Consider the following 22,845-nt stretch of genomic DNA (forward strand, 5'->3'; position numbering starts at 1 on the left):
TGTTCCGGCGTCGCCGGTACCTACTTTCGGGACATGCCGACGACCGAGCTCCGCACCGTCACCCGACGCCACCGCCTCGATCCGCGTCCCTGGCTCGATCTGCCGCGCGGCGTGCGAGGCCTGCACGGTCCGCTGCTGTGGTCTTCGGCGGCGATGACCGCGCTGGCCGTGTTCTCCCTCGGCGCGATGGTCGTCGACGACCGCACGCTGCTGGGGGAATCGGTGTGGTTGAAGACCTTCAAGTTCGGGGTCGCGTTCGCGGTCTACGGGATCACGCTGGCGTGGCTGTTGTCCCTGCCACACAAAGGATCTCGCGCCACCTGGTGGCTCGGCACGGTGTTCGCGGTGACCGGCGCGCTCGATGTCGGCTTCATCGCGCTACAGGCCGCCCGCGGCACCTTCAGCCATTTCAACTCCTCCGACGACCCGGTCAACTCCGTCGGCCAGACGGTGTTCGCCTCCGGCGTACCCGGCCTGTTCTTCGCGAACCTGCTGATCGTGCTGATCTTGTCCTGGCAGCGGCTGGTCGATCGCCCCACCGCGCGCGCCATCCACGCCGGACTCGCGCTGGCCGTGGCGGGCATGGCCCTCGGCTATCTGATGGGATTCACCGGCGGACAACTCGTCCGCGACGCCAACGGACGGGTCGTCGAACTCGAGGCCGGGCACACCGTGCTGCGGGACGCCCCCGCCGCCGAACGCGCGGTCCGCGACGCCGCCGAAGGCATGCCGCTCACCCACTGGAGCACCATCGGCGGCGACCTGCGCATCCCCCACTTCCTCGGCCTGCACGGCATCCAGATCCTGCTCCTGGCCACGTTCCTGCTCACCCGCCTGGCCCGCCGCCACGCCTGGCTGCGCCCCGAATCCATCCGGGCCGCCCTCATCGGCGTCCTCGCCCTCGCCTACACCGGGCTGTTGGCCGTCACCTTCGCGCAAGCGATGCGCGCCCAGTCCCTCGTCCACCCCGACGCCGCGACCCTCACGTCCTACGCCTGCCTCACCGCCTTCGCCGTCAGCGCGACCCTCGTCGTCCGCCGACACGGACGACGACTGGTCGCCGAAGCACAGACAGCCGTGTAGTGAGGACGCCATCGTGACAGCCCACAGCCGTTCGCCCGTTCTCAGCGCAGGCGATCGGCATCCGAGACGAAGTCATCCCGCCCACGTTCGGTGGGCCAGCTAGCGCAGCCGTTCCGCTTCGCGGGCCAAGGTGACGAGGGTCGCGCTGAGGGAGGCGAGCTCGTCGGTGTCGGCGCCTTCGCCGATCGCGGTGGCGATGTCCTCGGCGGCGCAGCGGGCCGCGAACCAGCGGTCCGCCAAGTCGGCGGCCTCCTGGGCGCTGAGCACCACGGAGTCTTCCGGAATACCGGTGCCTTTGAGGCTGTTGCGGTGTTCGTAGGCCCGTTGGCGGCAGGACTGGCGGCAGTACCGGCGACGACGTCCGGCCTCCGACTCGACGATCTCCCGCCCACACCACAGGCAGGACAGCAAGCGGCGCGACATGAGGCAGAACACTAGTGTGTCGCCCGCGGGGTGCGCCCGGAGACCCCCCACCGTGGCCGGACCGCAACACAGCCGACCGCACCGCCGCCCGCGTGGCGAGCAACTACCTCGGCACCGACTACAATGGAACGGTTCACCGTCGCCGTATCGGGAACTATTGACGCAGGCCCGTTCGTTGCACTAGAGGTCCAGCGAGCGCAGGACGCGTTCGCCCGGGCACGGTCGCAGCGCAACAAGACTCGAGCACACAGGGAGAGGCACACCATGGCAGATCGCGTACTCCGGGGCAGTCGGCTCGGAGCGGTGAGCTACGAGACCGATCGCGACCACGACCTGGCCCCGCGTCGGATCGCCCGGTACCGCACCGACAACGGCGAAGAGTTCGACGTGCCCTTCGCCGACGACGCCGAGATCCCCCCGACCTGGCTGTGCCGCAACGGCCAGGAGGGCATCCTGGTCGAGGGCACCACGCAGGAGACCAAGAAGGTCAAGCCGCCGCGCACCCACTGGGACATGCTGCTGGAGCGCCGCAGCAAGGAAGAGCTCGAGGAACTGCTCAAGGAGCGCCTCGAACTGCTCAAGACCCGCCGCCGCGCCTGACGCAGCAGACTACGAAGGCCGCCTCCCGTTCGGGAGGCGGCCTTTTGTCATGACATCGGCGGGGTGTGTCAGCGGCTGGCGACCTTGCGGTAGCGCAGCAGCGCCAACGGCATCGCCACGGCCAGGATCGCGACCGAACAGATGATCGCGTATTCCACGCAATGGTCGGCCGCCCAGCCCGACGGCGGCACGAACGACGGCGGCGACCCGTTCTCGAAGAGCTTGCGGCCGGACGCCGAGACCGCGGTGATCGGATTCCATTCCGCGATGGTGCGCAGCGGTCCCGGCAGCGTCTCGGCGGAGATGAACGCCGAGGAGATGAAGCTGAGCGGGAACAACCAGATCAGACCCGCGCTCTGCGCCACCTCGACGGTCGGCGAGAACAGGCCCGTGACCGCGCCCACCCACGACATCGCGAACGCGAACAGCAGGATGATTCCGAAGGCCAAGGCGGCGTCGGCGACTCCGCCGTTGATACGCCAGCCCACGATGTAGCCGCAACCCACCATGACCGCCAAACTCAGGATGTTCACCACCAGATCCGACAGCGTGCGGCCCATGAGCACCGCCAGCCGCGACATCGGCAATGTGCGCATCCGGTCGATGATGCCCTTCTGCAGGTCGCCCGCCAGGCCGACGGTGGTGAACGCGGCGTTGAAGGCCACCGTCTGGGCGAAGATTCCGGCCAGCAGGAACTCGCGGTACTGGCCGCCGCCCAATGTGGCGCCGAAGATGTACGCGAACAGGAACACGAACATCAGCGGCTGGATCGTCGCGGTCACCAGCAGCGTCGGCACCCGCAGGATGGTCAGCAGATTGCGGTGCGCGACAATCGCGCTGTCACGGAAGACCCGCAGCTTCGGAGGCGTGATCTCCAGGGCCACAGCCGCTTTCGGCTCCGGCTGCCGCGGGGCTTCCTCGGACTTGTCGAGCTCTTCGCGTACCACGGTCGATGCACTCGTCACAGGGTCACCTCACTCACGTGCGCTGGTCGTCGTCGGTTCGCGTCGCTGACTCACGACATGATCTCCTCGGGTACGTCGTCGGTTTCCGATTCGGCGCCCGACGTGGGCGCGGGGGTGCCGGTGAGAGACAGGAATACGTCGTCGAGACTCGGCCGGTGCACGCTCGCGTCGACGACGCACACCCCTGCGTCGTCGAGCCTGCGCAACGCCTGAACCATCGTGCGCGAGCCGTCGCCGACCACCACTGTCACCTCCTCGGTGCCGATATCGTGGCTCGGCTCGCCCACGCCGACCTGGGCGAGCACTCTCATCGCGGGCTTCGCCTCCTGACCGGGGGCCAAGGTGACGGTGAGCCGGTCGCCGCCGATCGAGGTCTTCAGCTCGTCGGCCGAGCCGCGCGCGATGACCCGCCCGCGGTCGATGACGGTGATGCGGTCGGCGAGCAGATCGGCTTCTTCCAGGTACTGGGTGGTGAGCAGCACGGTGGTGCCGTCGTCGACGAGATCGCCGATGACCCGCCACATGTCGAGCCTGCCGCGCGGATCAAGACCGGTGGTCGGCTCGTCGAGCACCACCACAGTGGGGCGGGCCACCAGTGCGCCCGCCAGATCGAGGCGGCGAGCCATGCCGCCGGAGTAGGTGCCCGCGCGGCGGTGCGCGGCATGGTCGAGGCCGAGCGCGTCGAGCAGTTCGGTGGCTCTGGTGGCGGCCTGGCGCGGTGACATCCCGTAGAGCCGGGCCACCATGCGCAGGTTCTCGTAACCCGAGAGGTTCGCGTCGACGGCGGCGTACTGGCCGGACAGGCCGATCCGCCGTCGCGCGCCCGCCGGATCGCGCAGCACGTCGACCCCGGCCACCCGCACCGAACCCGCGCACGGTTTCAGCAGGGTGGTCACGATCCGGACGGTGGTGGTCTTGCCCGCGCCGTTGGGGCCGAGCAGTCCCATCACCGTTCCCGCCGGAATCTCCAGGTCGATGTCGTCGAGCACCCGGACCTTGCCGTAGCTCTTCACGAGGCCGCGCACTTCCACCGCGAGAGTCATGGCCGCACCTCACTCACTACGCATCCTCCTTCGTTGTGCCCGCTTCACCCTCGAGATGCCGGTTCAGCACCGGTCCGATCACGGCGAGCGATTCGGGTGCGGTCATCGCCGAATGACGGCAGAACAGTTCGTGGTCGTGGACGGTCCCGGTGACGAACGGCTCCCACGCCGCGGCGCACCTGGCCGGATCGGACTGGTTGACCTCGTCGTCGGCGGCGGTGAAGAACAGCACGTCACCGTCGAAGGTGCGCGGCCGGAAGCCGTGCGCCAGCACCGTGCCGTTGGCGTAGCCCGCGTACAGCCGTTCCAGGTGCTCGATGGTGAGCGCCGAGAACGCACCGGGCCGCGAGCGCAGCAGTTCTGCCGCATCGAGCAGGCTCATCGTGGGGTCGAGGTCGTCGCCGTCGCCCAGATCGCTGCCGAACTCCGCGATGATCTCGGCGACGCTCGGGATGGCGTGTTCGAGCCATTCGTCGGAGAGCTGGTAGCTGTCCATCATCGCCAGCAGCGCCACCTCGTCGCCGGACTCCTGCAACCGCACCGCGATCTCGTGCGCGATGAGGCCGCCCAGCGACCAGCCGAGCAGGTGGTACGGCCCCTCGGCCTGCACCGACTTGATGTGGGCCACATAGTAATCCGCGGCCTCACCGAGGGAGGAGAAGCCGTCCTCCCCCGCGACGTGCGGAGACTGGAGCCCGTACACCGGGCGGTCGGGTGACAGGTGCGCGAGCAAGCCCGAGTAGCACCAGGACAACCCGATCGCCGGGTGGACGCAGAACAGCGGCGCCGACCGCCTCGCGGAGACCGGCCGGATGGGCAGCACCGGCCCGAGCGCACCGGCCATGGCGGCCGCGGCGCCCTCGGAGCCGGTCAGCCGCGCGGCGATCGCGGCGGGCGTCGCCTCGCCGAACATCACCTGCACCGGCAGGTCGATGCCCTCGGCACGCACCTGCGCGACGACCTTCGTGGCCAGCAGCGAGTTGCCGCCGAGTTCGAAGAAGGCGTCGTCGGCGCCCACCGTCTCCACGCCGAGCACCGACTCGAAGGCCGCGCACAACACCGCCTCGACGGGGTTGCTCGGCGGTCGGTAGCCGCCGGACGCGCTGAACACCGGCTCGGGCAGCGCCTGGCGGTCGAGCTTGCCGACCGGGCTCAGCGGCACCTCGTCGATGAGCATGATCGATTGCGGCACCATGTAATTCGGCACCAGCCCGGCCACGTGCTCGGTCAGCTCCCGCGCGGTGACCTCGGATCCGTTGCGCGGCTTCACATACGCCACCAGCGCCGTGCTGCCCGCCTGCGTGCGGTAGCCGATGGTGGTGGCGAACTCGACGGCGTGGTGGCGGAACAGCGCGGTGTCGATCTCGCCGAGCTCGATGCGGAAGCCGCGGACCTTGACCTGATGGTCGGTGCGGCCGACGTACTCGATCTCGTGCTCGCCCTCCGCGGCGCCGGACCACCAGCGCACCAGGTCGCCGGTGCGGTACATGCGCTCGCCCGGCTTGCCGTACGGGTTCGCGACGAACCGCTGCGCGGTCAGTCCCGACCGGTTCAGGTAGCCGCGGGCCAGCGCGGTGCCCGCCAGGTGCAGCTCGCCGGTGACGCCGACCGGCGACGGGTGCAGCCTGTGGTCCAGGACGGTCGCGGCGACGCCGCGGATCGGACCGCCGATCGTGATCGGACCGCCGGGCTCCATCGGCTGCGAGATCACCGTGACGATGGTGGTCTCGGTGGGGCCGTACACGTTGTACAGGTTGCGGCCCGGCGCCCACCGGGTGACCAGGTCGGGCGGCAGCGCCTCGCCGCCGACCAGCACGTGCGCCAGATCGGTGACGCCCGTCGGGTCGACGGTGCCGAGCGCGGAGGTCGTGATGAAGGCGTGGGTGATCTCTTCCTCGATGAACACCTGTGCCAGATCCGCGCCACCGACCACCCCGGACGGCGTGATCACCAGCGTCGCCGCGCCGCCGAGGGCGAGCAGCAGGTCCAGCATCGCGGCGTCGAAGCTCGGCGTCGCGAAATGCAGGACCCGGCTGCCGGGATGGACGTCGAAGCGCTCCGCGGTCTCGGCGGCGAAGTTGGACAGGCCGCCGTGGGTCACCACGACGCCCTTCGGGGTGCCGGTGGAGCCGGAGGTGTAGATCACGTACGCGGGGTTGTCCACCCGCAGCTGACGCACCCGCTCCTCGTCCGCGATCGCGTTGTCCGATTCCGCGAGCACGGCCGCGCGGAAGTCCGGATCGTCCAGCACGATCCACTCGATGCCGTCGGGCAGCTCCTCGCGGTACTCGGCGAGCGTGATGCCCAGCGCCGCACCGGAATCGGTGAGCATGTGGGTGATGCGCCCGGACGGGTACAGCGGATCGACCGGCACGAACGCCGCGCCGGCCTTGGCCACCGCGAGCACCGAGGCGACCGACTCGACCGAGCGCGGAATCCCCAGCGCCACCAGCGTTTCGGGTCCGACACCGCAGCCGATGAGCACGCGGGCCAGCCGGTTGGTCCAGCGATCCAGCGCGTCGTAGGTCACGTGGGTGCCGTCGGAACGCAGCGCCACCGCCGTGCGGTCGACGTTCGCCGCGGCCTCGAAGACCTCGGGGAAGACGATCGGGCGGTCGGCTTCGATACCGCGCACCGGAGCCAGCCCGGTCCACTCCTCCGGGTCGAGCAGCTCCAGATCGCCGACCGCGGCGGTCGGCGTCGCGGCGATCGCCGAGAGCAGCCGCATCAGGCGCTTGCCGAGCCCGTGCGCGGTCCGCTCGTCGAACAGATCGCTGGCGTAGTTCACCGCGAGGGTGAGGCCTGCGGGCTCGCGCTGCGCGGTCTGCTCCTCGGTGAGGGTGAACTGCAGATCGAACTTGGCGATCCCGGTGTCGCCGTCCTCGGCCTCGATGTGCAGCCCCGGCAGCTCCAGTGTCCGGACCGGGCGGTTCCGCACCGAGAGCATGACCTGGAACATCGGGTGGTGCGACTGCGAGCGGGTCGGGTTCAGCACCTCGACGAGCCGTTCGAACGGCAGGTCGGCGTGGGCGAACGCGTCCAGGTCGGCGTCGCGCACGCCGTGCAGCAGGTCGGTGAACCGCGCGTCGGGATCGATCCTGGTGCGCAGCACGAGCGTGTTGACGAACATGCCGATCATCCGGTCCAGCGCCGGGTGGCCGCGACCCGCGATCGCCGTGCCCACGGCGATGTCGTCGGTGGCCGTCATCCGGTGCAGCAGCACCGCGAGCGCGGCGTGCAGCACCATGAACATGCTGACGTTGTTGGTAGTGGCCACCGTCTGCAGTTCCCGGTGGGTGACGGCGTCGATCGCGCATTCCACCGTGCCGCCGCGATAGGAAGGCACCGGCGGACGCGGCCGGTCCGCGGGCACGCTCAGCAGCTCTGGGACGCCGTCCAGCGTGGTCCGCCAGTAGTCGAGCTGGTGGCGCAGCACGGAGTCGGGATCGTTTTCGTCCCCGAGCGTATCCCGCTGCCACAGTGTGTAATCCGCGTACTGCAGGGTCAGCTCGTCCCAGTCCGGCTGCTGCCCGGCGCAGGCGGCGCGGTAGGCCGTGGCCACGTCGGCGGCCAGCGGTTCCAGCGACCAGCCGTCCATGGCGATGTGGTGCACGACCAGCACCAGGACGTTGTCGGTGGAGGCGGCAGGCGGCGCCATGCCGTCCGGATCGGGTTCGTCCGACACCGTGATCAGCGCCGCGCGCAGCGGCACGGTCTCGCCGAGGTCGAATCCCGGTTCGGCGAAACGCCGCACCGCGTCGTCGACGGCGTCCGGGGTGACGGTCGCGACGAACAGGGTCACCGCGGCGTCGTCCTCGTCGAGGACGACCTGGGCCGGTTCGCCGTCCAGCTCCGGGAACACCGTGCGCAGCGACTCGTGCCTGGCCTGCACCTCGTGCAGCGCATGCACCAGCGCGTCGACGTCGAGCCTGCCGCGCATCCGCAGCACGACCGGAATGTTGTAGGCGCCCGCGCTGCGGTCCGGCCCGTCGGCGGCCGCGCCGACCTCGTTGAACCGGTTCAGGAACCACAACCGATGCTGCGCCGCGGAGAGCGGAATCCGATCGGGCCGGTCGCGCCGCACCGGCTCGGGACGCGTGGCCGTTCCCGCGGGACCGGAGTCGAGCATGGCGGCGAGCTCGGCGACGGTCGGCGACGAGAAGACGCCGCGCACCTCCAGCCGGGTGTTCGTCGCCGCCTCCAGCCGGGCCACCAGCTGGGTTGCCAGCAGCGAGTTTCCGCCGATCTCGAAGAAGCTGTCGGTCGCGCTGATCGTCTGCACGCCGACCAGTTCGGCCATCACCGCGGCGACCACCTTCTCGGACTCGGTCTCCGGCGCGCGCCCCGCGGACACGGCGGTGAACTGCGGTTCCGGCAGCGCCGCGATGTCGAGCTTGCCCACCGGGGTGAGCGGAATCCGGTCCAGCACCGTGATGCTCACCGGAACCATGTGCGCGGGCAGCTGTTGCGCCACGTGCTCGCGCACCGCGTCGACGTCGATGCCTGCCCGCTCGTCGGACGGGTGGACGAAGGAGACGATCCGGTCCGCGCCCGCGATGTGCCTGACCTCGGTGTGCGCGAAGCGGACACTCGGATGTGTGCCCAGCGCGGCGGTGATCTCGCCGAGCTCGATGCGGAATCCGCGGACCTTCACCTGATGGTCGCTGCGGCCGAGGTACACCAGGTCGTGGTCGGCGTTCCAGCGCACCACGTCACCCGTGCGGTACATGCGCTCGTTCGCCGGGCCGAACGGGTCGGCGACGAACCGGGCGGCGGTCAGGCCGAAGCGCTCGAAATAGCCTCGCGCCATGCCGAATCCGCTGAGGTACAGGTCGCCCGGCACGCCGACCGGCACCGGCCGCAGCCGATCGTCGAGCACCATGGCCCGCGCGCCGCGCACCATCGTGCCGATGGTGATCGGCGCGCCGACGGCCACCTCGCTCGCGGTGGCGACGACGGTGGTCTCGGTCGGGCCGTAGCCGTTGAACATCAGCCGTCCCGGCGCCCACCGGTCGACCAGTTCCGGTCCCCACGCCTCGCCGCCGATCATCAGAGAGCGCAGGTGCGGCAGCGGCCAGCGTTCGCTGTCGATGGTGGCCAGCGCCGCGGGAGTCATGAAGGTGTGGCTGACCCGCTCGCGGTCCATGAGCGCGGCGAGCTCGTCGCCGCCGTAGATGTCCGGCGGGCAGATCACCATGGTCGCGCCGGAACCCACCGCGAGCAGCAGGTCGAACACGGCGGCGTCGAAGCTGGGCGAGGAGAAGTGCAGCGTCCGCGCGTTCGCGTCGACCCGCATCCGGTCCCTGACCTCGTCGGCGAAGTTCGAGACTCCGCCGTGGGTGACCGCGACGCCTTTCGGCTTACCGGTCGAGCCCGAGGTGTAGATGATGTAGGCCAGCTCCGTCAGCGGCACGGCACGCAGCCGCTCGGACTCCTCGATCGTGCTGTCGTCCCATCGATCCAGCTCCGCGATCAGGGTCGGGTCGTCGAGCAGCAGCCAGTCGGTCGACACCGTGCCGTCGATGGACCCCGTGCCGTCGATCGTTACCGTGTCGTCGGTCGCCGCGTGCAGCCGTTGGGCGTGCGTGGACACGGTGACGCCGACCTGGCAGCCGGAGTCGATCAGCATGTGCCGGACGCGATCCACCGGGTAGTTCGGGTCGACCGGCACGAAGGCCGCGCCGGACTTGGCGACCGCGAGCACGGTGAGCACCGATTCGATGGAACGGGTCAGGCCGAGCGCGACCCGATCGCCCGCGCCGAGTCCGCGCCCGATGAGGGCACGGGCCAGTCGGTTCGAGAGACGGTCGAGCTCGGCGTAGGTCAACGCGATACCGCCGGACCGCACCGCTTCGCGCCGCGCGTGCCGTCGCGCCGTGGCGGTGAAGTAGTCCGCCAAGGTGAGCTGCGGGGTGGTCGCCCCGCCGGTCGCCGGGCCGAGCAGCCTGCGCTCGGTTTCGGTGCGCGCATCGATCGCCCGCACCGGCATGCGCGGGTCCGCGCTGACCGTGGCCAGCACGCGCAGGAAACGATCGGCAAGCGTCTCGACCGTCGAGGCATCGAAAAGTTCTGCCGCGTAGACGAATTCGAAGGCGCGCGCGCCGTTGTCGCGGGTCGCGACCCGCAGTTCCAGATCGAACTTGGCGCGCGCGATGTCGAGTTCCTCGGCGCTCAGCGCCAACGCGGGCAGCTCCAGGGTCGGCGTGGGGCCGTCCTGAACGGTCAGCGCCACCTGGAACATCGGACGGTTCGCTCCGACGCCCATGGCGCGGCCCAGCTCCTCGACGACGCGCTCGAACGGCACGTCGGCGTTGGCCATCGCGCTCAGTTCGGTGTCGCGGTCGGCGCGCAGCTGGGCGACGAACGGCCGGTCCGGATCCACATCGGAGCGCAGCACCATGGTGTTCACGAACATGCCGACCAGCTCGTCGAGCTTGGTATCGGTGCGGCCCGCCACCGGTGTGCCGATGACGATGTCGCGCCCGCCGGTGACGAACCGCAGCAGCACGGCCAGCGCCGAGCGCAGCACCATGAACAGGCTGACACCCTGCGCACGCGCGAGCTCGGCCAGCGCGCGCTGGACCGGCTCCGGCACGGTGAACCGCACGGTGCCCGCCTGCTGGGTGGGATCGAGGGGCCGCGGCCGGTCGTACGGCAGCGGCAGCTCGGCGGGCAGCTCGGCCAGCTCGTCGCGCCAGTAGGCCAGCTGAGCGGCCGCGACGCTGTCCTGGTCGTTCTCGTCGCCGAGGGAGGCCCGCTGCCACAGCCCGAAGTCGGCGTACTGCACCGGAAGTGGCGCCCAGCCCGGCACCCGGCCGTCGCGGCGCGCCGCGTACGCCATCGCGAGGTCGCGGGTCAGCGGGCCGAGCGACCAGCCGTCGGCCGCGATGTGGTGTAGCACGATGCCGAGCTGATAGCGCTCGGCGCCGGTGCGCAGCAACACGATTCGCAGCGGCGTGTCCCTGGTCAAGTCGAAGCCGCCGCGCGCGAGCACGCGCAGCGCGTCCTTCGCTGCCGCCTCGTCGACCGCGATCGGCTCCACCGAGGGCAGTGCCCGGCCGATCGGCAGCACCAACTGCTGGGCGCCGCCGCTGTCCTCCGGGTACACGGTGCGCAGCACCTCGTGCCGCTCCACCAGATCGGTGAGGGCCGCGCGCAGCGCCGCCACATCCAGATCGCCGTCGATTCGAATGACGAATGCGATGTTGTAGGCGCTGGATTCGGGCGAGAATCGATTGAGGAACCACAGTCGCTGCTGCGGCAGCGACAGCGGGATGCGTCCCGGACGCGGGGTGTGAACAGCCAGCGGCACCCGTTGCGTCCGGGGCGCTTCCGCTATCCGCAGCGCGACGGCGGCGACCGTCGGCTCCTCGAACAGCGTCCGCACCGGCAGGTCGACGCCGAACTCTTCGTGCAGCGCGGCCGCCAGCCGGGTGGCGAGCAGCGACGTGCCGCCGATGTCGAAGAAGCTGTCCTCGGCGCCCTGGACCGGATGCCCGAGCACAGCGCCGAACACGCCCGCCACCCGGATCTCGGCCTCGGTTTGCGGCGCCCTCGACGGACCCGCGCCCGCGAACACCGGCTGCGGCAAGGCCTTTCGATCCAGCTTGCCGGTCGGCGCCACGGGCAGCTCGTCGAGCACCATCACCGAGGCGGGCACCATGTAGCCGGGCAGCCGCTGCCGCGCGGTCTCCAGGATCGCGGCCGGCGTGACGGACGCGGCGTCCCGTTCCGCCGTCACGTACGACACCAACCGCGGGTCGCCGTGCTCGCCGGTGTGCACCAGCGTCAGCGCGAAGCTCACCCCGGGATGCGCACGCAACGCGTGATCGATCTCGCTGAGCTCGATGCGGAAGCCGCGGATCTTGATCTGGTCGTCGGCCCTGCCGAGGAAGCGCAGGCGCCCGCCGAAGTCGGCGACCACCAGATCGCCGGTGCGGTACATCCTTTCGCCGCGCCTGCCGTGCGGGTTCGCCGGGAAGCGTTGCGCCGTCAGGCCGTAACGTCCCAGGTAACCGCGGGCCAAGCCGGGGCCGGACAGGTACAGCTCGCCGGGCGTGCCCGGCGGCACCGGGTGCAGGCGCGCGTCGAGCACGAACAGGCGCATGCCGCGCACCGGCATGCCGAGCGGCACCGGACGTCCCGCGGCCATAGGGCCGGACGCGGTCGCGGCGACGGTGGCCTCGGATGGTCCGTACATGTTGTGCATGCGGTGCCGTGCCGACCAGGTCGTCACGAGTTCCTCCGAGCACGCCTCGCCGCCGACGATCACGGCCTCGAGTTCGTCGAGTCCCTCGTCCGGCACGGTGGCCAGCGCGGCGGGGGTGATGAACGCGTGCGTGACGTGTTCGGTGCGCAGCAGCTCCGCCAGCTCCGCGCCGCCGTACATTCCCGCGGGCGCGATCACGATCGTCGCGCCTGCCGCGAAGCCGAGCAGCAGTTCCAGCACCGAGGCGTCGAAGCTGGGCGACGAGAAGTGCAGTGTGCGTGCGGAATCCGTGACGCCGAACAGATGCGTCTGTTCGCTGGCCAGCGACGCGATACCCGCGTGGGTCACCACGACGGCCTTCGGTATGCCGGTGGAGCCCGAGGTGTAGATCAGGTACGCCGGGTGGCTGGTCCGTAGCGGGTGGTAGCGGTCGACGTCGGTGACCGGCGCGGTGGACTGGTCGTCGCATTCGTCGGCCAGTTCCGTCGAGCCGAGCACCAGCCAGTCCACGTACGACTTGCGGTGCCGCCCGCGCGGTGCGGGCCATTCGGGCATGGCGGCCAAGCACTCCGGGATGGTCAGGCCGAGAATCGCGCCGGAGTCGGCGATCATGTGCCCGATCCGCTCGGCCGGGTACCCGGGATCGATGGGCACATACGCCGCACCGGTTTTCGCGACCGCCCAGATGGCGGCAATCGAGTCCAGGCTGCGCGGCAGCGCGATGGCCACCACGACCTCGGGCCCGGCGCCGTGCTCGATCAGCACGCGCGCCAAGCGGTTCGACATCTCGTCGAGCTCACGGTAGGTCGTGTCCTGCCCGAGGTAGCGCACCGCGACCGAATCGGGGAGTCGCTCGGCGGTGGCGGTGAGCAGGCGGGCCAGCGAGATCTGGGGCTCGGCGGGCGCCGCCGCGATCGGCACCAGGTTGGCCGATTCCTTGCGATCGAGGATGTCGATGTCGCCGACCGGCCGCTGCGGCGCCGCGACCGCCGCGGTGAGCAGCGCGACGAACCGCCGCGCGAACCACTCCACCGTGCGCTCGTCGAAAACGTCCTTGGCGTAACCGAATTCGGCGGCCAGCGGTCCCTCGCCGAAGCTGTCGTGCACCTCGAGCTGCAGGTCGAACTTGGCGATGTCGGACGCGAGCGGCAGCACTCGGGCCGTCACGTTCGGCAGATCGATGGCGAGCTCCGGCGTGCCGTCGTAGGAGAGCATCACCTGGAACAGCGGGTGCCGTGCGGCCGTCCGCTCCGGGTTGACCACCTCGACCAACCGCTCGAACGGCACATCGGCGTTGGCGAACGCGTTGAGGTCGGTCTCACGGGCCACGTCGAGCATGCGGTCGAAGCCCGCCGCCGGATCCACCTCGGTGCGCAGCACCAGGGTGTTGACGAACATGCCGACGAGGTCGTCGAGCGCCGGATCGGAACGCCCGGCGATCGGGGTGCCGACGGCGATGTCGGTGCTCGCGCACAGCCGGGCCAGCAGCGTCGCGAGCGCCGCGTGCAGCACCATGAACATGCTGACGCCCCGGGTCGCGGCGAGTTCCGCTGCGGCACGGCGGGTTTCGGCGGCGATCGTGAAGGCGACCCGGCCGCCGGCGGTGGAGCGACGCAGCGGGCGCGGGCGGTCCAGCGGCAGATCGAGCTGATCGGGCAGCCCGATCAGCGCCGAGCGCCAGTAGGTCAGCTGACGGCTCAGCGCACTGGCCGGATCGTCCTCGTCACCGAGCAGCTCGCGCTGCCAGAGGGAGAAATCCGCGTACTGCACCGGCAGCGGCGTCCACTGCGGGGCGACGCCGTCGACCCGCGCCGCCACCGCCGTCATGAGGTCGTCGGCCAGCGGAATCACCGACCAGCCGTCACCGCAGATGTGGTGCAGCACGATCAGGAACACGTGCTGCTGCGGGCCGGTCTGCCACAGCGCGACCCGGATCGGGGCCTGGCTGCGCAGATCGAAGCCGTACCCGGCGAATTCGGTGGCCAGCTCGGTCACGTCGGCACCGACGGCGTCGATCGGATCCAGGGTGAGCGGGATGTCCGTCGCGGGGTGGATCAGCTGGTACGGACCGTCGACGCTCTCCGGGAAGGTGGTACGCAGGCTCTCGTGGCGCTCGATCATGTCGATGAGGCCCGCACGCAGCGCCGCGTGGTCGAGCGGTCCGTCGAGGCGCACCGCCAGCGGCATGTTGTAGGCGGCGGCGTGCTCGGCGAAGCGGTTCAGAATCCAGAGACGCTGCTGGGCCAGCGACAGCGGAATCCGTTCCGGCCGTTCGGCGGGAACCAGCCGCGGCGAGCTGGTGTCCGGGGTGTGCGAGGCGAAACGCTGGGTGAGCGCGGCAACCGTGGAGGCCTCGAACAGGTCACGGATGGTCAGCGCCGTGCCGAGCGCGACGTTGATCCGCGCCACGGCGCGCGCGGCGATGAGCGAGTTGCCGCCGAGATCGAAGAAACCGTCCTCGAGCCCGATCGCCTCGGTGCCGAGCACCTCGCTGAAGATCGCGGCGAGCGCCCGCTCCACCTCGGTGCGCGGCGCGGCGGTGACCGGCATCGTCCTGGCGACGAGCGTCGGCACCGGCAGCGCCTTGCGGTCGATCTTGCCGTTGGCGCTGAGCGGCAGTTCGTCGAGCTCGATCAGCGCAGAAGGCACCATGTAGGCGGGGAGGGTGCGCCGCAGCGCGGCCAGCAGTGTCGCGGTGTCCAGGCGTTCGAAGTCGGCGCCGGGCGCCGCGACGACATAGGCCACCAGCTCGTCGCCTGCGCGTCCCGCGTGCGCGATGCAGACCGCCCTCGCGACGTGATCGTCGTCGAGCAGCGCGGCCTCGATCTCGCCGAGCTCGATGCGCAGGCCGCGGATCTTCACCTGGAAGTCGGTGCGGCCCAGGTATTCCAGTACGCCCCGGCCGTCCGCCGCCGGCTCCAGCTGCCAGCGGGCGAGATCGCCGGTGCGGTACATGCGCGCCCCCGGCGTGAACGGGTTGGCCACGAAGCGGTCGGCGGTCAGCCGCGGCTGACCGAGATAGCCGCGCGCCAGCTGCACTCCTGCCAGGTACAACTCACCCACGACACCCGGCGGCACCGGCCGCAACTGCCTGTCCAGCACGTAGGTCTGGGTGTTCCAGACCGGCGAGCCGATCAGCACGGTCCCCGGCTCCTCCGGGCACGGCCAGTAGGTGACGTCGACGGCGGCCTCGGTGGGCCCGTACAGGTTGTGCAGCTGGGTCCCGCGCAGCACCCCGTGGAAATCGCGGATGATCGCGGCGGGCAACGCCTCACCGCTGCAGAACACCCGGCGCAGGCAGCCGCACTGGCGCACATCGGTGTCGGTGACGAACACCGACAGCATGGACGGCACGAAATGCGCGGTGGTGATGCGTTTTTCGGCGATGACACGGGCGAGATACGCCGGGTCACGGTGGCCGTCCGGCGCGGCGATCACAAGACGCGCGCCGATCTGCAGGGGCCAGAAGAACTCCCAGACCGAGACATCGAAGGTGGCCGGGGTCTTCTGCAGCACCGCGTCGGTGTGGTCGAGCGAGTACTCGTGCTGCATCCAGCGCAGCCGGTTCACGATGGCCGCGTGGGATACCCCGACGCCCTTGGGCTTTCCGGTGGATCCCGAGGTGAAGATGACGTAGGCCAAGTGCTCGGGGCGCAGCGGCGCCTTCCGGTCGGCGTCGGTGATCGGCGCGGCGTCGAAACCGGAGAGATCGACGGTGTCGAGCGTCAGCACCGGGGTGCGCAGCGGCAACGCGAGCCCGTCGCGCTCGGCGCCGATCAGGCACACGGGTTCGGCCTGGGCGAGGATGCCGTCGATGCGATCGGCCGGATGATCGGGGTCCAGCGGCAGATACGCCGCGCCTGCCTTGACGATCGCGTACATGCCGACGATCAGCTCGATGCTGCGCCGCAGGCAGAGGCCGACCACCGTGTCGGGGCCCGCGCCGCGGGCGATGAGCAGCCGCGCCAATCGATTGGCCTGCTCGTCGAGCTCGCGGTAGGTCAGCACACGGTCTTCGAACTCCAGCGCGGTCGCATCCGGGGAGATCTCGACGCGATCGGCGAACAGCCCGGCCAGCGTGTCGTCCTGGACCGGCGCCTCGGTGGCGTTCCAGTCGCGTAGCACGAGATCGCGTTCGGCGTCGGTGAGGGCGCACAGCGATTCCGCCGCGGTCGCCGGCTCGGACGCCAGGAACTTGCCGAGGAAGTCGAGGAAGCGACCGTGGTGCATGACGACCTCGGTGTCGCCGTACAGCCGCGGGTTGGCCTCGAAGTCGACATGGATGTGCCCGGCCTCGCCGTTGTAGAGGTTGATCGAGAGGTCCTCCACCGGTCCGGTGGCGAGCACGTGCAGCGAGCCGGTCAGATCACCGAACTTCAGTTCGTTGTGGAACAGCATGATGTTGACCATCGGCCCGAAGAAGCCGCGCGCGTCCCTGGAATAGCCGCAGTCGCGCCGGATGTCGTCGTGCCGGTAGCGCTGGTGCCGCAACGCGCCGGTGATCTGCAGCTCCGTCGAGCGCACCACGTCTCCGACGGTCGTGTCGGCGTCGAACCGCAGGCGGATGGGCACCACGTTCGACAGCACGCCCGCCGAACGGCGCAGCGCGACGGTCGTCCGCGCCGCGACGGGCAGGCTCAGCACCACGTCCGAATCGCCGGTCACCGAGCGCACGTAGCACGCGAGCGCCGCGACGAACAGCGTCGAGTTGTTCGTGTCGAACGCCGCCATCGCCGCGGTCATGGTGGTATCGGCGTGATCGTCGAGCATGCCCATGGCCAGGCGCCTGCCCGGATCCGGCGTCGAGGTGGTCACCGCGACCTGGGACAGGCTGAGCGGCCCGCCCGCGTCCGAGAGCTGCTCGCGCCAATAGTCGCGGTCGGTGCGGAACCGGTTGGACTCGCGGTAAGCCGACTCGTCGGCGTAGATCTGTTCCAGCCCCGTCGCGCGCGAGACCGACGGCTCCGTCTGATTCTGCACGGCGGTGTAGATCTCGGCCGTCCGCGTCAGCGCGTTCATCGCGCCGTAGCCGTCGATCACGATGTGATGCCCGCGCGAGTACCAGTAGTACTCGGATTCGCCGACGCGCAGCACCACGTTAGTTGTGAGTGGATCGCGTTCCAGATCGATGGGAGAGCTGGCGTGCTCGGTCATCCAGCGCAGTGCGGCGCCGCGCGGATCGGGCTGGTCGCGCATGTCGACGCGGCCCCAGCCGGGACGGCGGGACCAGTCGACCATCTGGTGCGGAACACCGTCGATCTCCGCCATCCGTACGTGCCCGACCTCGGTCTCGGCACCGAAACGTTCGATCGCGTAGAGCAGGCACCCGATGTCGAGATCCCCATGGATCTCGAGGTACTGGGCGATCGTCAAGGGAACGTCGGGCCGAATCCGCTGGGCATACCACAGGGCCGTCTGCGCTGGGGAGAGAGCGAACGGTTGTGCCGAAAATTCACCCGAAGTGCATTGGTCGACGCGATCGGTGGCCAATGAACTCATTCATCACTCCGTTCTGCCGCAACTGACGCAACTCCCCGACCCCCCACGGCGGGCACGCACGCGCGAGCCGTAGGACGTGTGATCCACGCCCTATGATTCGGAGCACCCCAGATGCCGGATGGCCGACGTATTGGATTTGTTTCACATCGAACGACGTTGGCAGAACGTCTTTTTGGTCAGCTACATTTCCGCAAACTTTTGCGGCGAGCGGCGTCGCGGACCGGAAACACCGAGGTCCGACGGCTGACGCCGCGGACAGGATCGACCTCGCGAGTCACGCCAGCAAACGGCACGCAACATCACGAACAGGCTACGGAGGTCTCGCCTGTCCCGGAAAAGACCGGATGTTCGGTTGTCGATGAGATCGTTATCCAGGTCAGCCGACCGATTGGTCGACCGAAAAACCCTGGTCGGTCGCGTAGACAGACCGCGACCCCCGCCGGCGGGACCATGCAACAACGACGGCGGCAGCGGTCAGGATAGCGGAGACCCATTCCGGTGTGGCGCCGATTCGAGTAGCCAATGTGGTGCTGCTGCGCAACGGCAGGTCCGCGACGAGGGCCGCGGGCACGAACAGATCGGTCTGCTGCGGCACCGCGCCGTCGGCGGTGACGATCGCGCTGACACCGGAGGTCGCCGCGACGACCAGCGCCCTGCCGTGCTCCACCGCGCGTACACGGGACATGGCCAGCTGCTGGTAGGTCATCTCGCTGTCGCCGAAGGTCGCGTTGTTGGTCGGCACGGTGAGCAGTTGCGCTCCGGCCCGCATCGAATCGCGGAAGGCCCGATCGAAGGCGACCTCGTAACAGGTCGCCACGCCGATGTCGACGCCGTCGGCGCGCACCACGCCGTCCCCGTCACCCGGCACGAAATAGCCTGCCCGGTCGGCGTATTCGGAGAACAGCCGGAAGAAGGAACGCATCGGCAGGTACTCGCCGAACGGCTGGATGATCTTCTTGTCGTGCCGGTCCCCAGGGCCGGCCGCGCCGTTCCACACCATCACCGAATTCGTTGTGGTGCGATCGCCGTTCACGAGCACGGCGCCCACCAGGATCGGCGCGTGGATCGCCTCGGAGGCGCGCGTGATGAGCGCCGCGGCGTCGGCGTTGCGCAGCGGGTCGATGTCGGAGGAATTCTCCGGCCAGATCACCACATCCGGCTGCCGCACCCGCCCCGCGGCGACCTCGTCGGCCAGCTGCTCGGTGCGCCGGACGTGGTTGTCCAGCACCGCCCGTCGCTGCGCGTTGAAGTCGAGTCCGAGCCGCGGCACGCTGCCCTGAATCGCGGCGACCGTGATCGTCCGGTCACCGTCGTCAGGGGCGGGCAGCGCGGACCGGAGGATCACTCCGGCGATCGGCATGATAGCCAAAGTCGCTGCCGCGGTGATAATTCCGGTCCTCGATGCGAGACCTGCCCGGGATCTAGCCGAGTTCGCCGAGTCGCTGCCCACGGCCTCGCCCGCCGAGTTCCGCTCGCCCGCAGCGGCCTTCGCCGCCTGGCGCGCCATCGCCAGCCGTTCGACCAGCGCCGCGAGCCCGGTGCCCGTGAGCGCCACCGCGAAGCCGATCAGCGGCGCGCCGCCGACCGCGGCCAGCGACAGGAACCAACCGTCCGCCTGCCCGAAAGCCAGCCGTCCCCAGGGGAATCCGCCGAACGGAAAGCTGGAGCGGATCCATTCGGCCGTCACCCAGGCCAGCGCCACCCACAGCGGCCAGCCGGGCAGCCGCCCGATCAGGTTGGTCAGCAGGCCGAACAGTCCGAGGTAGACCGCGCACGCGGTGGACAGCGCCAGCCACGGCGCAGGTCCGACGTAGATTCCCGTCCATGGCAGCAGCGGCACGAAAAAGCCGAGCCCCGCGAGCATTCCGTAGCCGAAGCCGCCGCGCAGGCTGCCCGCGCCGCGGACCGTCGCGGTGAGTACGGCGATGCCGACCGGCGCGAGGAACCAGAACGGCCGCGGCGGAAAGCTGCCGAAGAGAAGCAGTCCCGCGATCAGCGCGGCCACGACACGCGCCGCTACGCCGCGAAACTGTTCCGGAGCGACGCCGGTGCGCGCGAGGCCGGGCATCGTCATGCCTCGAACAGGGTGGCGCCGCGGTGCACGGTGCGCAGGCACCGGGGCAGCGCCGAATCCGGTTCCAGCGGAGGCAATCCCGGTACCCGCGAGCGCGGATCGGTGGACCAGCGCTGCACCGAATCGGCGGCCGCGGCGACGACGAGATCGTCGGCCTCCCACACCGCGTACGAGGCGGGCGCGCCAGGAACGAGCGTGCCTGCGACGCCGTCGCGCACGCCGCCCGCCCGCCAGGCGCCGCGCGTGGCGGCCGCGAAGGCCGCGCGCGGCGAGATGCCGTGGCCCGGCGTGCGATGGTCGACGGCGGCGCGCACGGCCTGCCACGGGTTCAGCTCGGTCACCGGCGCGTCCGAGCCGATGGCCAGCGACACACCGGCGGCGGCCATGGCCGCGAACGGATTCAGCGCGGCGGCCCGCTCGGCGCCGAGCCGGGCCGCGTACATGCCGTCCGTACCGCCCCATGTCGCGTCGAAACCCGGTTGGACACTGGCGATCACGCCCCACGAGGCGAGCTTGCCGATCTGCTCGGCGTCGACCATCTCGGCGTGCTCGACGCGGTGTCCGCGTGAAGCGACGGCCGGACCGCCGAGCTCGTCGGCGACCCGTTGGAAGCCCGCGACCGCCGCGTCCATGGCGGCGTCACCGATGACGTGGAAGCCTGCCTGGATGCCCGCGGCGGTACACGCTCGCAGGTGCGCGGCGATGGCGTCGACGTCCAGATATCCGATACCCGTCCCGGGCGTGTCGGCGTAGGGCTCGCGCAGCCAGGCGGTGCGCGAGCCGAGCGACCCGTCGACGAACAGGTCGCCGCCGAGCGCGTGCACGCCGAGCTCGGCGACCAGGGTCTTGGCCTGCTCGGCGCTGGTCACGGCTTCGCCCCAGTAGGCGCGGACCTCCACCCCGTGCTCGAATTCCAGCAGTTCGCGCACGTCGTCGCGGCCCGCGATATCGGGTCCGGAGCATTCGTGGACGGCCGCGATGCCGTGAGCGGCCGCCGCGTCCAGCGCCGCGCGGCGCGCCTCGTCCCGCCGCGCGCGGTCCAGACCGCCGAGCACCGCGGCGCGCACGAGGTGGTGCGCCGCACCACGCAGCGGCTCACCCCTGGTGAACCCGGCCGCCGAGGTCACCGCGGGCACGGCGTTCAGCAGCGCCGAGGACACCGCGGCCGAATGGGCGTCCACCCGGGCCAGATACACCTGACGGCCGGGGCCCACCGCGGCATCGATCTCCTCGATCGTCGGCGGGCGGCCCTCGGGCCAGCGGGTCTCGTCCCAACCGTCGCCGAGGATCGCGCCGTGCGGCCGCGCGGCGGCGTGCTCGCGCACCGCCGCGAGGCAGTCGGCCAGCGACCGCGCGCCCGACAGGTCGAGTCCAGTGAGTTTCAGGCCGAGTGCCGTCACGTGCACGTGCGGCTCGACGAACGCGGGCGCGACGAACGCGCCGTCCAGGTCGATGATCTCGGCGTCCGGGTGCAACGCGCGGCCGGGCCGCTCGGCGCCGAGCCACACCACCATGCCGTCGCTGACCGCCATCGCGGTCGCGTCCGGTGAACTAGAGCTGTAGAAACGACCGCCGATCAGCAACTGGGTACCCACGGGTCACCAGTCTGCCGTATGCCGGATTCGGTCGATCACCGTGGACGGCCCACCGTCAGGCCGGGCCGACCGCCCGGCGGGCGTTGCCTTGACCGTCGTCGTACCACTGGGGGACGGCAGTCGGCGGAGCCGACGGGGTGGGTGAACACTGCTGGACGACCACGCCGTCGATCACCTCGTCGCCGTCGATGACGACGCCGCGGTACGGCGCGCGGCTCAGCAGACGACCGAAGCGACGCGCGGCCAGCGCGGTGACGATGGGACGCACCAGCATCCTGGTCGGCGGCAGCAGCAACAGCAGCCCGAACAGCGAGGTCACCAGTCCGGGCACGAACATCAGCACTCCGCCCGTCGCGACCAGCGCGCCGTCGGCGACGGCGGTGCCGGGGGTGATCTCGCCGCGTCCGGCCCGGCGGAACTGGTCGAACACCCGCCGCCCCTGGGAGCCGATCAGCAGCATGCCCGCCGCGGAGCCCGCGATGAGCAGCAGGATGGTTGGCATCGCGCCGATCAGCTGACCGACGGCGAACAGCGCGGCGATCTCGACGACCACGTAGAGCACGAACAGCAGGGCGGGCATGGCGTTCCTTCCGGACGATCTACCCCTACCAACGCAAGCGAGCGGTGTTTTTCTCCCGCCCGGGGCTGATAGCTCGCTGAGATTCAGCCGCCGGGCCGCACCAGCCCGGTCTCGTAGGCCAACACCACGGCCTGCACCCGGTCGCGCAGCCCGAGTTTGGTGAGCACCCGGCCGACGTGCGTCTTGACGGTGGCTTCGGAGAGGTAGAGTTGCTCGGCGATCTCCGCGTTGGAGCGGCCCGCGGCGATCTGCTCGAGCACCTCGCGTTCGCGCGCGGTGAGCACATCGAGCACCGAGGGGTCGCGCATGCCTGCGGGATCGTCGGCGATGAGCCGGTCGAGCAGCCGCTTGGTGACCTTCGGTGAGACCACCGCGTCGCCCGCGGCCACGCTGCGGATGGCCGAGACCAGATCTTCCGGCGGGGTGTCCTTGAGCAGGAAGCCGCTGGCGCCCGCGCGCAGCGCGCCCAGGGCGTGTTCGTCCAGGTCGAAGGTGGTCATCACCAGGACACGGCACCCGTCGCCCGCTTCCACGATGCGGCCGGTGGCGGTCACGCCGTCGACCACGGGCATGCGGACGTCCATCAGCACCACGTCGGGGCGCAGTTCCTTGGCCTTGCTGACGGCCGCCGCGCCGTTCTCGGCCTCCCCGATCACCTCGATGTCGGGATGCGCGCCGAGCACCATCTTCAGCCCCATGCGCATCAATTCTTGGTCGTCGACTACGAGAACAGTGATCGGCACGCGTCCAATCTAGCGGTGCCGGGCGACAATT

Annotated in this window: 10 protein-coding genes; 2 read left to right on the forward strand and 8 right to left on the reverse strand. The window is 70.4% G+C overall.

Annotated elements, in window-relative coordinates; genetic code table 11:
- Positions 1-33: 33 nt before the first annotated feature.
- Positions 34-1,083, forward strand: coding sequence for a hypothetical protein (locus ACRWNM_RS25460; RefSeq protein ID WP_431970605.1), 1,050 nt, complete (start codon positions 34-36; stop codon positions 1,081-1,083).
- Between the two features lie 99 nt (positions 1,084-1,182).
- On the opposite strand, the gene ACRWNM_RS25465 is transcribed toward ACRWNM_RS25460, so the two are convergent.
- Positions 1,183-1,506 (reverse strand): hypothetical protein, encoded by a 324-nt coding sequence (locus ACRWNM_RS25465; protein ID WP_068061705.1) that lies wholly within the window; start codon positions 1,504-1,506, stop codon positions 1,183-1,185.
- A 264-nt stretch (positions 1,507-1,770) separates the two neighbouring features.
- On the opposite strand from ACRWNM_RS25465, the gene ACRWNM_RS25470 reads away from it, so the two are divergent.
- On the forward strand, positions 1,771-2,106 hold the full coding sequence (locus ACRWNM_RS25470) for an RNA polymerase-binding protein RbpA (protein ID WP_067791875.1): 336 nt from the start codon (positions 1,771-1,773) through the stop codon (positions 2,104-2,106).
- Positions 2,107-2,174: 68 nt separating this feature from the next.
- On the opposite strand, the gene ACRWNM_RS25475 is transcribed toward ACRWNM_RS25470, so the two are convergent.
- The 7 genes from ACRWNM_RS25475 to ACRWNM_RS25505 form a co-directional block, all read right to left on the reverse strand.
- Positions 2,175-2,978: an ABC transporter permease gene (locus ACRWNM_RS25475; RefSeq protein ID WP_431970635.1), complete on the reverse strand. Its 804-nt coding sequence runs from the start codon at positions 2,976-2,978 to the stop codon at positions 2,175-2,177.
- A 143-nt stretch (positions 2,979-3,121) separates the two neighbouring features.
- Positions 3,122-4,114, reverse strand: coding sequence for an ATP-binding cassette domain-containing protein (locus ACRWNM_RS25480; protein WP_431970606.1), 993 nt, complete (start codon positions 4,112-4,114; stop codon positions 3,122-3,124).
- 16 nt (positions 4,115-4,130) lie between these two features.
- Positions 4,131-17,822 carry an amino acid adenylation domain-containing protein gene (locus ACRWNM_RS25485; RefSeq protein ID WP_431970607.1) on the reverse strand — a complete coding sequence of 4,564 codons (13,692 nt, stop codon included), beginning with the start codon at positions 17,820-17,822 and terminating at the stop codon, positions 4,131-4,133.
- A gap of 376 nt (positions 17,823-18,198) precedes the next feature.
- A complete protein-coding gene (gene lnt / locus ACRWNM_RS25490) occupies positions 18,199-19,890 on the reverse strand; it encodes an apolipoprotein N-acyltransferase (protein WP_431970636.1) in 1,692 nt (563 codons plus the stop codon).
- Between the two features lie 2 nt (positions 19,891-19,892).
- On the reverse strand, positions 19,893-21,491 hold the full coding sequence (locus ACRWNM_RS25495) for an amidohydrolase (RefSeq protein ID WP_431970608.1): 1,599 nt from the start codon (positions 21,489-21,491) through the stop codon (positions 19,893-19,895).
- Positions 21,492-21,546: 55 nt separating this feature from the next.
- A complete protein-coding gene (locus tag ACRWNM_RS25500; protein WP_431970609.1) occupies positions 21,547-22,071 on the reverse strand; it encodes an FxsA family protein in 525 nt (174 codons plus the stop codon).
- Positions 22,072-22,154: 83 nt separating this feature from the next.
- Entirely contained in the window at positions 22,155-22,814 is a 660-nt protein-coding gene (locus ACRWNM_RS25505; RefSeq protein WP_431970610.1) for a response regulator, read from the reverse strand.
- Positions 22,815-22,845: the final 31 nt, after the last annotated feature.

The sequence above is a fragment of the Nocardia sp. bgisy134 genome (assembly GCF_965341865.1).
In the GTDB taxonomy this organism is placed as follows: Bacteria; Actinomycetota; Actinomycetes; order Mycobacteriales; family Mycobacteriaceae; genus Nocardia.

Excerpts from the sequence above, each read along its gene's own strand:
- ACRWNM_RS25460 (WP_431970605.1), top strand. The coding sequence starts at position 34 with ATGCCGACGACCGAGCTCCGCACCGTCACCCGACGCCACCGCCTCGAT.
- ACRWNM_RS25465 (WP_068061705.1), bottom strand. The coding sequence starts at position 1,506 with ATGTCGCGCCGCTTGCTGTCCTGCCTGTGGTGTGGGCGGGAGATCGTC.
- ACRWNM_RS25470 (WP_067791875.1), top strand. The coding sequence starts at position 1,771 with ATGGCAGATCGCGTACTCCGGGGCAGTCGGCTCGGAGCGGTGAGCTAC.
- ACRWNM_RS25480 (WP_431970606.1), bottom strand. The coding sequence starts at position 4,114 with ATGACTCTCGCGGTGGAAGTGCGCGGCCTCGTGAAGAGCTACGGCAAG.
- ACRWNM_RS25485 (WP_431970607.1), bottom strand. The coding sequence starts at position 17,822 with ATGAGTTCATTGGCCACCGATCGCGTCGACCAATGCACTTCGGGTGAA.
- lnt (WP_431970636.1), bottom strand. The coding sequence starts at position 19,890 with ATGCCCGGCCTCGCGCGCACCGGCGTCGCTCCGGAACAGTTTCGCGGC.
- ACRWNM_RS25500 (WP_431970609.1), bottom strand. The coding sequence starts at position 22,071 with ATGCCCGCCCTGCTGTTCGTGCTCTACGTGGTCGTCGAGATCGCCGCG.